Genomic DNA, 12729 nt, shown 5'->3' with positions numbered 1-12729 from the left:
TAAAGAAACATAACAAAGTTTGCACTTAACAAGAGGGAAAGAACCGCGTGTTTGCACTAACTGGCTATGAATACTTTTTGGGATTTTTGCTCATTTGCTCATTAATCCCTGTCATTGCCCTCGCTGCGGCTAAATTATTACGACCCAGTGGCGGGGGACCAGAGACACGCACCAGCTATGAATCTGGGATGGAGCCGATGGGCGGAGCCTGGATTCAATTTAACATTCGTTACTATATGTTTGCGCTGGTGTTTGTGGTCTTTGATGTCGAAACAGTCTTTTTATATCCCTGGGCAGTTGCCTTTAGTCAACTCGGACTACTCGCGTTTGTCGAAGCCCTAATCTTTATTGCCATTCTTGTTGTGGCATTAGTGTACGCATGGCGCAAAGGAGCATTAGAATGGTCATGAATTCTGAATCAACTATGAATCAAGGAACTTTAGAAGAACAACAGAAAGAAAAAATCTTGAATCCTGCTAGTAGAACGGGAGTAACGCAAGATTTATCAGAAAACGTGATTCTGACAACCGTTGATGACCTCTACAATTGGTCGCGGTTATCGAGTCTTTGGCCAATGATGTATGGTACTGCTTGCTGCTTCATTGAATTTGCCGCTCTCATTGGGTCTCGCTTTGACTTTGACCGGTTTGGCTTATTGCCCCGTTGCAGTCCTCGGCAAGCCGACTTAATTATTACCTCCGGTACGATTACGATGAAGATGGCACCGGCGTTGGTGCGGCTTTATGAAGAAATGCCTGCCCCGAAATATGTTATTGCCATGGGCGCTTGCACGATTACCGGTGGGATGTTTAGTGTGGATTCTCCCACAGCCGTGCGCGGGGTTGATAAATTAATTCCGGTAGATGCTTATATTCCCGGTTGCCCACCGCGTCCCGAAGCCATTATTGACGCGATTGTCAAACTCCGGAAGAAAATTGCGAACGAGTCAATCCAAGAACGGGCAGGTTCTATTGAACAAACCCATCGCTATTACAGCACGACTCACAACATGAAAGTGGTTCAGCCCATCCATGATGGACAATATTTAGGAAAAGGCACTTGGGAAACGCCGCCGAAGGAACTTGCCGAAGCAATGGAAGCACCTCTCTCACCAGCGTTGAGTGAATCCCAAACCCAAAAAGAGGAGGCTTAAGGTGGCTGAACAAGAAAAACAGACTCAAAACGAAGAAGCCAATCAAGAAGAATCGCAACTGGTTGAACCCGGTGCGGTTTCCTCCTGGCTTTCTAATAATGGCTTAGAGAATCAAGCCCTCCCCGCCGACCATCGGGGCGTGGAAATGATTCGGGTAGAGGCAGATGCCTTGCTACCGGTTGCAACTGCCCTTTATCAGAATGGATTTAATTATCTGCAATGTCAGGGCGGTTATGATGCGGGTCCCGGGAAGGAGTTAGTGAGCTTTTATCACCTAGCAAAAGTGTATGATGATGCTGACTCCACTGAGGAAGTGCGCATCAAAGTCTTTTTACCCCGTGACAATCCTCGCGTGCCATCAGTTTATTGGATTTGGAAAACGGCTGATTGGCAAGAACGGGAAACTTACGATATGTTCGGTATCGTTTTTGATGGACATCCCAATCTGAAACGGCTGTTGATGAATGAAGATTGGGTGGGTTGGCCCCTGCGTAAAGATTACGTTTCTCCAGAATTTTACGAAATTCAACACGCTTATTAAGGCCATCTCAGCACGATTGCTTGTCCCTCTAACTGTATATGGTTGGGGGGATTTTAATCTGTATCTTAGCAATCAAGATGACTCATCAAGCTAATGCTTTCAATGCGGTAATGTAGTTCATAATGTCATGATCGCGGAAACGTTGAGAAAGAAAATTCAAGCTGAAACGAGGTCCTAGCCGATATTCTTTTTCCACATGGCGATATCCTTGCCAAGGTCGGGGTAAAGCCGGCACAAGATCCATGCCATAAATAAAGCGATAACTATTGGGTACGCGCTTGTTAAACGATTCTCTAAACCCCTCGTTCCCCACGCGGGGAGAACCAAAGGTATAGGTAGAGATGGCAAACTGTTGGCCGAAGCAATATTGGATATCAACGGCACATAAGGTTGATAATGCCCCACCCAAACTATGACCGGTTACAACCACTTGAGAAGCAGTATAATTCTTGATCTGATGATGAATCTCCTCTCGGACTGAAAGATAAGCATTCACAAACCCCTGATGCATCTTGGCACCGGATTGACTCTTTTCTTCGTAAGGATAGACTTCTTCAAGCTTGTCAACAATTTCTTGGTGGATAACGTTTTCTTCAAATGTGACTTTATTCAAATCAAAGTTGGTAGTCCAATCGATTTTTTCTTCACTTCCTCGGAAGACAATATAAATGGCATCTTCCGTTGAATCTAATAACATTGCACATTGAGTCCCCGTATCCTCTTTGTCAATTAACACCGGAGTAAGATTCGGAAAATGACTAAACTGAATCTGGGAAAACTCTTGATAAATCTCTTCCGAAAGAAGAGCACATTGAGTGGCTTGGGCGTAATTCATGATTCTAATGCCTCTAAAATTTTAGTAATGAGGTGCAATGATCGAAGCAAGCAGTGGATGAGTAACAGTGAAATGCAATTCTGAAAAGTTTTATACAAATTATGAAATTCACCACTTACGTATTTATTATAAGATGACGGCTCTCGATTGCCCTCTCTGGTCAAGATGGCAGCACCGTTTCCTCCGAATGCTATAATTTCACTGCAAAACTCCCCATCGGCAAAGATGACTGATTTTTCCCAAGCCATTCCGGTTGATCAAATTCGCTACAACCAACAAGGATTAGTTCCTGCCATCGTCCAAGATTATTTGGATGGTACAGTATTGATGATGGCGTGGATGAGTGCAACCTCTCTGCAAAAAACCTTGGCAACAGGAGAAACTTGGTTTTGGAGCCGATCGCGCCAAGAATTATGGCACAAAGGAGAAACCTCTGGGCATTTGCAAAAAGTGAAAGCTGTGCGCTACGACTGCGATAGTGATGCGCTTCTAATTACGGTTGAACAACTCGGAGAGATTGCTTGTCATACCGGTGAACGATCCTGTTTCCATCAAGTGGATGGGAGTAAAGCGGATCCGCCCGCCGATACTTTGTCTGGGCTTTATGATGTTATCTGTGAGCGCCGCGATCATCCCACCCCCGACTCCTACACTTGTAACTTGATGGCGGGGGGCGATAATAAAATGCTCAAGAAAATTGGCGAAGAAGCAGCGGAAGTGGTGATGGCGTGTAAAGATGATGACCCCAGCGCGATCGCGTCGGAAGTGGCTGATCTGCTTTATCACACATTAGTCGCTATGTCTCACCATAACGTCGATGTGAAAGCAGTTTATAAAAAACTACAAGAGCGAAAACGATGAAGGGAGGAATCAATTATGGCAACTTTATCTCAACAGCAATGTGTTCCCTGTCAAGGCAATGTTCCACCCGTTACTGAAGAGGAAATTGCTCAATATAAACCGCAAATTCCTGATTGGTCTCTCAAGAATGAAAACGGAACGTCTTACTTAGAACGCAGCTATACGCTTGCCAACTTTAAACGCGCCCTCGCATTAGCGCAGCAGGTTGGAGACATCGCCGAACAAGAACAACATCATCCCACTTTAATTGTGGAATGGGGGAAATTAACGGTTCAGTGGTGGACCCATACCATTAATGGTCTGCATCAGAATGATTTTATTATGGCAGCCAAAACAGATGAGGTTGTTGAGCAAGTCAACTCTTAAATAAAATCCCAACCCCCTGCCCAAGCTGATTTTGTTCGCTTTGAGCAGGGGGTTGGCTTGAAAGAAGCAAAGTCTTGATTGAGTTAATTGTTAACTTAATGTTGTCTCAAGTAGGTCAACCTTGTCAGACTGTTCTGATGAGTGGTTTCGCACTCCCTTCAAAGTTGCAAATTGGGGGAAACGACAAAAACCCCAAACCCGTAACTCAATCAAAACTTGTGTTGGATGATTTCATGATTCAATTCGCGCTTTCTTGATTCAATGCCCTTTTTCTTCCTGACGTCGTTCTCCTTCGGAAGAAAATTCTCAGCCCAAACAGCAAAACTGCTGATAGAGGCAATGCTACTGAGTACTCACTAAATAACCTTATTTCTAGGATAGATAATTGTTACCGGTTTTGTAAGATAAACTACAAAAAAATTAAACTTTTTCTAAAGTTCTTCCGGATTAATGGTCGTGTTGTTGTCTAAATGATTGCTGTTGGCGGTTAAATTCTTGCTCAGCGGTTGATAAGACAGGAGAAGCAATCGGTTCGCGCATATCCCACTGCACTGCGGATAACAAAGCTAAGCTACTGGCAATGAGAAAACCTGTAAATAAAAATTGCCAACTGGCAATCAGCGGTAAGAGGAGAATTCCCCCCAGATGCGCTAAGCCAATCAAAAGGAAGAGACGAGAACGCAATCCGAAACCGGTCACGACATACCCAAGACCGCAACTTCCCAGCCAGAGGGGGCACAAATTAAGGAGAATCAATCCCCAACCGCCCAAAATACCTAAATTCGTCAGGCTTAAACTCAGCAGCATTAAGCCACTCCAGAAATACATGACCCAAGATAATTGTTCGACTTGTGTCCAGAAGCGAGTGAACAGGATCATGATTGCGATCGCTGCTAAAGTCAGAAGCGATGACAGGTAAGCTTGAGTGATCCAGCTAATGGCTAGAAACTGACCACAGGAAAAAATTGCCAGCGCGATCGCGCTCCATAACAGTAAAACTTGATCGATTCTCGTGTAAAGTGCAGAAAAGACTTGATTATTCCCAATTTCAATGTTGATTTTAAGCAATCCACACAGATCTTGCACGTCAAGGGCAGTTTGTTTACGACGGAGGACAGGTTCTGTTACGTTAAAAAAGGTCATGAAGGGAAAGCGAAGATAAAATGTTAAGTCACAAACTTAATAAATCGTAACACATTGTAATGTATCTTGACACGTTTTCTAGAAACTGGATTAATTAAGGAATTCGTCTCGTTATTTATGCCTCTGTTCAACTCGACAACCCACTATGATGAATAGTTGTCGTCCATCACCGGATTATGATCATCAATTCTGCTTGGAAACGCCTTTTACTCTTATTGCTTCCCCTTTTTCTCTCCGGTTGTGTTCACTACGATGTGGGCATTAACTTTAATGGTTTACACCGCGGGGAAATTGTCCAACACATAGAATTAGGTCAACAACTAACAAACTTTAGTCAAGCCGATGTTGAAGACTGGTTAGGCAGTTTGCAAACGCGATCGCGACAACTTGGGGGAAAAACGCAGCGCCTTTCACCACAAGCGGTGGAATTGACTATTCCTTTTGCCAATGCCCAAGAATTAGAAAGCAAGTTTAATCGCTTTTTTAATCCGACTCATTCAACAGCGACGCCAGCACCGAGTGAGTTAGTGCAACTTGACTCTCAACTCACCACCGAGCAAAATAACTTTATTCTGTTTCAACAAACCCAGGTGCAACTTAATATTGATTTAACTGCTTTGGGAACAATCAAAGGAGAAAATTCGTTGCTAGTGGGGGCAAGTTCTCTTTTAGATTTAGAATTTCGCTTCCAAACCCCTTGGGGAATGAAAATTATCAATCCAGAAGCCAACGGAAATCAATCTTTAGTGAAACAAAGCGGCACTGAAACCATCTGGTATCTCCAACCCGGAGAAAACAATCAAATTGAAGTGGTGTTTTGGCTACCCGAACCCCTCGGTTGGGGCGCGATCGCGATTGTTATTATTGTTTATATTGGTTTATCTTTAAAAGACCGGTTTTCTTCCCGTGCCGCGGTTCATTAGGGTTGCTTTAGGAGATCAGTTCTTAAGGGAATATCTTCTTCCCTTGCTCCTTTCCCCTACTTCCACCGATCAGTATCGCCTTATTCAAAGTAACTCTCTCCCTTACCCCGTTTCCCCGTTTTCCCATCTTTGTCGTTTTGCTTCGTATAAAAGGAGAGACGCCGCGATCGCGGCATTTAAAGATTCAACTCCCCCTTCTAAGGGAATTTTGACCCATTCGTCCGCTAAAGAAGTTAAGTCTGACGATAAACCGGCACCTTCATTACCGAGCAAGATCAGCGTCGGTTGCTGAAAATCCACTTCCCAATAGGTTTTCTCAGCCGTCGGAACCGTCGCCACCACTTGTCCAGGGAATTGTTCAAGCAAAGACTGAATATCGGTTTCCACTGCCATTGGCACGCGAAACCACGCCCCAACCGATGCTCGTAAGACTTTCGGATGATCAAATTCTACACTATCGGCACTCGCCCAGAGACAATCCACACCGGTAGCTGCTGCTGTGCGAATAATGGTTCCCAGATTGCCCGGATCTTGCAGTTGTTCCACCATTAACCCGAATTGGATGCTGGCAAGATCGACAGGGGGTGGTAACGAACGGGGGGCAATAGCCATAATGCCATCCGGCGTTTTGGTCAGCGCGATCGCGCTGAGTACTTCTGGCGATACTAATTCAATTCGCTGTGCTTGTTGCTCAAGTTTTTCCCATAGTTGAGGATGTTTTTCTTGCCAGTAGGAGGTATAGCAGACTGTTTCTAAAAGATAGTTAGCCTCACAAGCGGCTTCCAGCAAATTCGTTCCTTCCAGCAAAAGCAGACCTTGTGCTTTGCGATACTTACTCTGATGAAGTTTACGAATATTTTTAATCAGGGGGTTCTTGGTACTTGTCAGCACAAATTTAGCTCTCTGCTTCCTCCGTACTGGTTGTCGTCATTCCTTTGAGCAAGGGAAAGGCAATCACATCCCGAATACTCGGGGCATCCGTTAATAACATGACTAAGCGGTCAATGCCAATCCCTAAGCCTCCTGTTGGGGGCATTCCATACTCTAAAGCGGTCAAAAAATCTTCATCTACATTATGAGCTTCTAAATCCCCAGCTGCTTTTTTCTCAGCTTGTAATTCCAAACGTTCCCGTTGATCAATAGGATCCGTTAACTCCGAAAAACTATTTGCCATTTCTCGTCCCGCGACAAATAACTCAAACCGTTCCACTAATCCTTCCTTAGAACGGTGAGGCTTTGCTAAAGGAGAAATTTCCTTAGGAAAATCAAGAACAAAGGTCGGCTGAATTAAGGTTGCTTCTACCTTTTGTTCAAAGACTTCATTTAAGAGCTTTCCTAAAGATTGACACTCTTCTGGCACCTCAATTCCTGCTTCTTCTACTGCTTTTTTAGCTTCAGTAAACTCATGAAACTGATTAAAATTAATCCCTGTTTTTTCTTGAATTAATTCGTGCATTGTTGCCCGTTTCCAAGGGGAATTTAAATCAATCGTTTCTCCCTGATAATACAAAATTAATGACCCTAAAACTTCATTCGCAGCACAGGTGATAATATTTTCAGTAAGGGTCATCATGTCATAATAATCGGCATAAGCTTGATACACTTCAATCGAAGTAAACTCCGGGTTATGACGAGTTGAAATTCCTTCGTTTCTAAAAATTCGACCGAGTTCAAAAACCCGTTCAAACCCACCCACAATTAAGCGTTTGAGATGAAGTTCGGTTGCAATTCTCAGATACAAATCCATCTCTAAAGTATTATGATAGGTGACAAACGGACGCGCATCTGCCCCCCCCGCTTCTGCTTGTAAAACAGGAGTTTCAATTTCTAAGAAATCATTGCCTTCCAAATAGCGGCGAATTGCAGCAATAATTTTTGCTCGTTTCCGAAATGTTTCCCGCACATTCGGGTTGACAATTAAGTCCACATAGCGCTGACGATATCGTTTTTCTGTATCCGTTAACCCATGCCATTTATCCGGAAGCGGCAGTAACGATTTAGTCAGAATATCATATTCACTGACATTGACTGAGAGTTCTCCCTTATCTGTCCGCTTAAGCGTTCCTTTAACCCCTAAAAAATCACCGGCATCAGTTTGCTTTTTAAGCAAATTAAACGCATTATCCAGATGAGGCATTGCAGCAGTGATGCGCTTTTTATCTAAATAAAGTTGAATTGTCCCTGTTTCATCTTGTAATGTAAAAAAGGCGAGTTTTCCAAAGACCCGACGAGCAGTAATTCGTCCTGCAATTGAAACTTCTACTGCCGCTTCTTCTCCATTTTCTAAGTCAACATACTGCTGCTGCAATTCTCCTGCATGATGGGTAACGTCCCACTTATAGCCAAAGGGATTGAGTCCTTCTTCTTTTAGGGCTTCTGCTTTTTGAATGCGCGTAGCCCGAATATCCTTTAGACTAGAAGCACTTTGTTGATTGTTTTTTTCTGGAGAGGAGGACATACTCAATAATCAATAATAAACACTGAAAAACGAACAACGCTGGTCTACAGAACCGAGCAAGAAAGCTGCACCGTCTAGCGGTAGCACCAAGACTGAAACAACAGCACAGCCTATTATAGTAGATCCCTGTTCGTTTCGTAGCATGAGGATCTAAAGGTAGCCTCAACTGAGAAGCCGGGCTTCATATTGAGGTAAAATTTCCCTCAGTCCTGCTTGAGAGTAACATTGGTAGCCCCATAGTAAACCAGCCAGAATAATATACTTTAAATCCGTTAAATCAGTTAGTTGCACTGGCAAGTAGGAAACCATCAATTCCCTCTTTAAACTGGGAGATAAATTAAGATTTGCTGTGATTTTATTTTCATTTAGATAATCTTTTAAGGCGATTCCTCTCTCAGGAACTGGATTACTCCAATTAATGCCAATACCAATTACAACGGCTTTCAGTTGTTGATTGTGAATGCGAGTTTCTGTTAAAACGCCTCCTAATTTTTTCCGCTCTAGGAAAATATCATTTAACCATTTAATTTGCACTGGAATTTGATAGCAGTTGAGAAGTTCTGTCACCCCAAATACACTAGCAATTGTGAGATGAGACGGTTGTTCGACTTTCATTTGTGGAGTCAGTAGTAAAGATAAATAAAGTCCCCCTGCTGCTGATGCCCATTGCCTTCCCCATTGTCCTTTGCCTGCAGTTTGCTGGTCAGCCGTGACAATTAAAGGAGAGGAGTGTCCCTTTTCTAAGAGTTGCCAAGCCGTATGATTCGTTGAGGCTAGCTCTCGATAATGAGACCAAGGGAAAACTTGTTCTTGCCAATGGTAAGCTTCAATCATCTTTGGTTAGCCAGTGTTAGAGAGGAAATGACAGCCATACTATAACCAATTTTTCCGAGAGCTTGCTAAGGGGAATCGGTTGTGCTAACCTAGTAGAGCGAATAAAAAGGGCGCGGGCGTAGTTTAGTGGTAAAACCTCAGCCTTCCAAGCTGATGATGCGGGTTCGATTCCCGCCGCCCGCTTAAATGATTTAATCTATAATTGTTTTCAGTTTCACTGGGTTCTAATTAACCTAATTGGTAAGGTGGTACTGTTATGTGGACGCTTCCCCTTACTCTAGATATCAAACCGGTGCATTTGAGCGATGAACAGTTTGATCAGCTTTGCATGGCAAATCCAAATGTACCAATGGAATGAACACCAACAGGAGAATTAATTTTAATGAGTCCTGTGGGGGGGGATAGTGGCAACAAATAACAGGAGGATTTAGACGCATCTGGTCGAAGAAACTGCCGACCCACCTTGAATTGAATTCAAGCTGGAAAGCGGCCTGAAGCGACGCAGTGAAGATGCATTCCGCACCTTTTGAGTTTGTTCCCACACCACAATATCTTTCCCGCTACTTGCAGCTAATCGCGATTCTGCCAGAAGGGACGGCAATCAGTTCGGGATCATCATCCCAATTTTGGGTATTCCAAACTTGTATGCCTTGATAACCGCATTCTCTCGATCTCAATCCGCAGTTACATAACATTCAACTAAAATCTGTAAATTATGTAACAAAATCTATCATTCCCAGTTGTTATGTAATTATTTAGGTTATTGTATAAGAGTACACAGATTTAAGGAGAAAGTTGTGAGCCACAGAGTCACCATCGCCGTTCCTGATGAATTATTTGAACGGCTGCAAGCTGTCAAACACAACTTCAATATTTCTTCGATTTGCCAGGAGGCTTTAGAAATGGCTATTACTTGTGAAGAACTCAAACAACAAGCGCAAGGACAAGAGAATTTAGTCGAACGGCTACGGGTTGAAAAAAATGTCCTTCTCAACAAAGTCCATCAAGAAGGATTTGAACTCGGAATTCGCTCCAGTTCAAAACTCTCCTACAAAGATTACCAGCACTTTGAACGGGTGAGCTCTCTCGCGGAAGCACTCGATGAAGATGTCCTCGACTATTTATGGAGTTTTCTCGACCTGAAGGAATATCCAGAGCAAGCACGGCTTCATGACCCCGATTTCGCTCATTTATTGGAAGTTGATCCTCAAAGTCGGATTACGTTTGCCCAAGGTTGGTTGGAAGGAGTCTTGTCAATTTGGCAAGCGATCAAAACTCACGTCGATGTTAAGCAGAATTAATTGGGGTCAGAATTACCATCGCTGCTTATTCACAAAGGCAGGCAATCGCAGCGATGGCATCCCTCTTTTTGCGCTTGATTGCCGAATCATCGTTTAAAAACACAATATTTTTCAATTCATCTCATCGCAGCAGTATGATCAGGACGATCATCTTCCCCTCAAGCCAGGAGCGAAGATGAGGAAAGACTTTGTCACTGCTATGCTTTTAAATACAATTCAGCAAGAATGTGCCTAAATTGAGATGAAACGAAAACAACCGCGTCGGGTCGCCCGCGAGCTGGCTCTCTTAAGTCAAGGTCAAATGGGGAAAGACCCCGAAAAAATTTCTCAGCAAGAGTTACATAGCATTGTACTCGCTGCCATTCGCACGCTGACTCATGAAGTTGAAGAAGCCATTGAAAATGCGGCACAAGAGTTAAAGCGAGGGCGAGATCGCTTACTGAGTAGTGAAACCCGCGCCACAACAATGAATAGTGCCAAGACGATGGTTTCGGATGCGGTTGACTTAACCCAAACGGCGATCAATCGTCTGGGATATGCTGTGGAATTACCAGAATTTCTCTACATTGCCAATTTACAAGAAGTACGGGACTATACCCTGCAACTGTTAACCACGATTGTTGAGCATCGCCAGGAAATTGATGATGCCATTCGGGCTTCTCTAGTGGATTGGAATTTTGATCGCCTCCCGAAAATTGACCGCTCGCTGCTACGAATTGCCGTTGCAGAAATGGTCTTTTTAGAGACGCCGGTACAAATTGCAATCAATGAAGCAGTGGAGTTAGGAAAACGGTATTCTGATGAAGAAGGGTATCGTTTTATTAATGGTGTTTTACGGCGCGTGAGCAAAAATTTAGAGTTACCCTCGTCATCGGCTCGCGCTTGATGAATGAGCAATCTTGGAGGTGTCATGGTTTTTAACTGGTTTCGTCGTCAATTTAATGAACAAGAGGAACAAACCTCTCAATCTGATGTTTCGTCAGAAACAGCGTCAGAACAAGAAGAAGTTTCCTCAGAGGAACCGGCGTTAAATACAGAGGAAACACAAGAAGTCGCAACAGAAGAAACCCCGACTGAGGTGGAGGAATCTCCGGTTGCCAGTGAGGAAACCAGTAGCGCCTCCGCTGCCACTCCCACTTGGTTGCAACAATCAGGAGGATTGGAGAAGCTCAAAGAAAGCGCGATCGACGATACGCCAGAACCAGAACCAAAACCTGAGCCGGAACCGGAACCCGTTGCTGCAGCCCCTGTCAGTGAGGAAGATGAAGAAACCACTTGGTCAGCACAAGTGCTAGCTAATCAAGGGCGGAAACCGGAAGACATTTCAGAAGAAGAAATTAGCTGGTTAAAACAGTTGCGGAGGGGGTTAGGGAAAACGCGCCGTAATTTCCTCAATCAATTAAAAGCAGCGGTTGGAAAAGGACCCCTCAATGATGATGCAGTAATGGAAATTGAAGCCCTGCTGCTGCAAGCGGATGTGGGGATTGAAGCGACAGATTACATCATCGAAACCTTACAGGCGAAAATGCGCGAAGAAGCGTTACCGTTAGAGAGCGCGATCGCGTATTTAAAAGAAATTGTCCAAGACATTCTAGAACGTCCGTTCCAAAATAAAGATACCCCCGTCACCTTTGCCCCAGAAAAAGACCAGCTCAATATCTGGTTAATTACAGGTGTGAATGGGGCAGGAAAAACCACCACCATTGGTAAACTGGCTCATCTCGGTCAAAAATCGGATTATCGCTGTCTGATTGCCGCAGCCGATACCTTCCGGGCGGCAGCAGTGGAACAAGTCAAAGCTTGGGGCGATCGCGCCAATACTGAAGTCGTTGCAAATCCGGGAAAAAATACCGATCCCGCAGCGGTGGTGTACGATGCCATAACTAAAGCCCAAAATAAAGGCACAGAACTGCTCTTAGTAGACACCGCTGGGCGCTTACAAAACAAGAAAAACTTGATGGAAGAGTTGAGCAAAATCCGCAAAGTCATTGACAAAAAAGCCCCTGATGCCAAGATTGAATCGCTCCTGGTCATTGATGCTAGCTTAGGGCAAAATGGGTTGAAGCAAGCGGAAGCCTTTACCGAAGTCGCCCGTTTAAGCGGTGTGGTTTTGACTAAACTGGATGGTAGTTCTAAAGGGGGGGTCGCCCTAGCGATTTCCAAACAACTCAATCTTCCCATTCGCTTTGTTGGTGCCGGTGAAGGCATTGAAGATTTACGTCCCTTTTCCAGTTATGAGTTTGCTGAAGCCCTGTTAAGCTAAGGTCTCTCTTGGGGAATACGTTATCCTGATAGATGTGTTATCACGCTTAGC

14 protein-coding genes and 1 tRNA gene are annotated in these 12729 nt (G+C 44.1%); 10 read left to right on the top strand and 5 right to left on the bottom strand.

What is annotated here, in order from left to right:
* The first annotated feature begins 47 nt into the window (after window positions 1–47).
* From ndhC to GVY04_02095, 3 genes are read left to right on the top strand one after another with little or no spacing between them, the layout of a single operon-like run.
* The gene (gene ndhC / locus GVY04_02105; GenBank protein NBD14966.1) at window positions 48–410 is read left to right on the top strand and encodes an NAD(P)H-quinone oxidoreductase subunit 3; all 363 of its coding nucleotides are present in this window, start codon (window positions 48–50) and stop codon (window positions 408–410) included.
* Complete coding sequence (locus GVY04_02100; GenBank protein ID NBD14965.1) at window positions 401–1153, top strand: NADH-quinone oxidoreductase subunit B; 753 nt, start codon at window positions 401–403, stop codon at window positions 1151–1153. Before ndhC ends, GVY04_02100 begins: the two co-directional genes overlap by 10 nt.
* Window position 1154: 1 nt before the next feature.
* Window positions 1155–1694, top strand: coding sequence for an NAD(P)H-quinone oxidoreductase subunit J (locus GVY04_02095; GenBank protein NBD14964.1), 540 nt, complete (start codon window positions 1155–1157; stop codon window positions 1692–1694).
* Between the two features lie 85 nt (window positions 1695–1779).
* On the opposite strand, the gene GVY04_02090 is transcribed toward GVY04_02095, so the two are convergent.
* Complete coding sequence (locus GVY04_02090; protein NBD14963.1) at window positions 1780–2529, bottom strand: DUF2974 domain-containing protein; 750 nt, start codon at window positions 2527–2529, stop codon at window positions 1780–1782.
* 225 nt (window positions 2530–2754) lie between these two features.
* Between GVY04_02090 and GVY04_02085 the strand changes: the two genes are divergently transcribed.
* The gene (locus GVY04_02085; protein NBD14962.1) at window positions 2755–3390 is read left to right on the top strand and encodes a bifunctional phosphoribosyl-AMP cyclohydrolase/phosphoribosyl-ATP diphosphatase HisIE; all 636 of its coding nucleotides are present in this window, start codon (window positions 2755–2757) and stop codon (window positions 3388–3390) included.
* Window positions 3391–3405: 15 nt separating this feature from the next.
* A complete protein-coding gene (locus GVY04_02080; protein NBD14961.1) occupies window positions 3406–3756 on the top strand; it encodes a 4a-hydroxytetrahydrobiopterin dehydratase in 351 nt (116 codons plus the stop codon).
* Between the two features lie 447 nt (window positions 3757–4203).
* Here GVY04_02080 and GVY04_02075 read toward each other — a convergent pair whose 3' ends face one another.
* On the bottom strand, window positions 4204–4899 hold the full coding sequence (locus tag GVY04_02075; GenBank protein ID NBD14960.1) for a hypothetical protein: 696 nt from the start codon (window positions 4897–4899) through the stop codon (window positions 4204–4206).
* Window positions 4900–5078: 179 nt separating this feature from the next.
* Here GVY04_02075 and GVY04_02070 point away from each other — a divergent pair, with 179 nt between their 5' ends.
* On the top strand, window positions 5079–5822 hold the full coding sequence (locus tag GVY04_02070; GenBank protein NBD14959.1) for a DUF3153 domain-containing protein: 744 nt from the start codon (window positions 5079–5081) through the stop codon (window positions 5820–5822).
* Window positions 5823–5924: 102 nt separating this feature from the next.
* Here the strand turns inward: GVY04_02070 and GVY04_02065 are convergent, their stop codons facing one another.
* From GVY04_02065 to GVY04_02055, 3 genes are all read right to left on the bottom strand, one after another.
* The gene (locus GVY04_02065; GenBank protein ID NBD14958.1) at window positions 5925–6713 is read right to left on the bottom strand and encodes an RNA methyltransferase; all 789 of its coding nucleotides are present in this window, start codon (window positions 6711–6713) and stop codon (window positions 5925–5927) included.
* 4 nt (window positions 6714–6717) lie between these two features.
* Window positions 6718–8280, bottom strand: coding sequence for a lysine--tRNA ligase (gene lysS, locus GVY04_02060; GenBank protein ID NBD14957.1), 1563 nt, complete (start codon window positions 8278–8280; stop codon window positions 6718–6720).
* 162 nt (window positions 8281–8442) lie between these two features.
* Complete coding sequence (locus tag GVY04_02055) at window positions 8443–9114, bottom strand: biotin--[acetyl-CoA-carboxylase] ligase (GenBank protein NBD14956.1); 672 nt, start codon at window positions 9112–9114, stop codon at window positions 8443–8445.
* Between the two features lie 112 nt (window positions 9115–9226).
* Between GVY04_02055 and GVY04_02050 the strand changes: the two genes are divergently transcribed.
* From GVY04_02050 to ftsY, 4 genes are all read left to right on the top strand, one after another.
* Window positions 9227–9297, top strand: a tRNA-Gly gene (locus tag GVY04_02050).
* Between the two features lie 614 nt (window positions 9298–9911).
* The gene (locus tag GVY04_02045; protein NBD14955.1) at window positions 9912–10415 is read left to right on the top strand and encodes a hypothetical protein; all 504 of its coding nucleotides are present in this window, start codon (window positions 9912–9914) and stop codon (window positions 10413–10415) included.
* A 241-nt stretch (window positions 10416–10656) separates the two neighbouring features.
* Window positions 10657–11301, top strand: a complete 645-nt coding sequence (gene nusB / locus GVY04_02040) for a transcription antitermination protein NusB (GenBank protein NBD14954.1) — start codon at window positions 10657–10659, stop codon at window positions 11299–11301.
* A 24-nt stretch (window positions 11302–11325) separates the two neighbouring features.
* Window positions 11326–12678, top strand: coding sequence for a signal recognition particle-docking protein FtsY (ftsY, locus tag GVY04_02035; protein NBD14953.1), 1353 nt, complete (start codon window positions 11326–11328; stop codon window positions 12676–12678).
* Window positions 12679–12729: the final 51 nt, after the last annotated feature.

It is taken from the genome of Cyanobacteria bacterium GSL.Bin1, from assembly GCA_009909085.1.
In the GTDB taxonomy this organism is placed as follows: Bacteria; Cyanobacteriota; Cyanobacteriia; order Cyanobacteriales; family Rubidibacteraceae; genus Halothece.
The sequence above is the reverse complement of the archived record's forward strand: the minus strand, read 5'-3'. Positions and strand labels throughout refer to the sequence as shown.

Bases quoted from the DNA above. Each gene is read 5' to 3' on its own strand.
- GVY04_02075 (NBD14960.1), bottom strand. From the start codon at position 4,899: ATGACCTTTTTTAACGTAACAGAACCTGTCCTCCGTCGTAAACAAACT.
- GVY04_02085 (NBD14962.1), top strand. From the start codon at position 2,755: ATGACTGATTTTTCCCAAGCCATTCCGGTTGATCAAATTCGCTACAAC.
- GVY04_02100 (NBD14965.1), top strand. From the start codon at position 401: ATGGTCATGAATTCTGAATCAACTATGAATCAAGGAACTTTAGAAGAA.
- nusB (NBD14954.1), top strand. From the start codon at position 10,657: ATGAAACGAAAACAACCGCGTCGGGTCGCCCGCGAGCTGGCTCTCTTA.
- GVY04_02055 (NBD14956.1), bottom strand. From the start codon at position 9,114: ATGATTGAAGCTTACCATTGGCAAGAACAAGTTTTCCCTTGGTCTCAT.
- GVY04_02080 (NBD14961.1), top strand. From the start codon at position 3,406: ATGGCAACTTTATCTCAACAGCAATGTGTTCCCTGTCAAGGCAATGTT.
- GVY04_02090 (NBD14963.1), bottom strand. From the start codon at position 2,529: ATGAATTACGCCCAAGCCACTCAATGTGCTCTTCTTTCGGAAGAGATT.
- ftsY (NBD14953.1), top strand. From the start codon at position 11,326: ATGGTTTTTAACTGGTTTCGTCGTCAATTTAATGAACAAGAGGAACAA.
- lysS (NBD14957.1), bottom strand. From the start codon at position 8,280: ATGTCCTCCTCTCCAGAAAAAAACAATCAACAAAGTGCTTCTAGTCTA.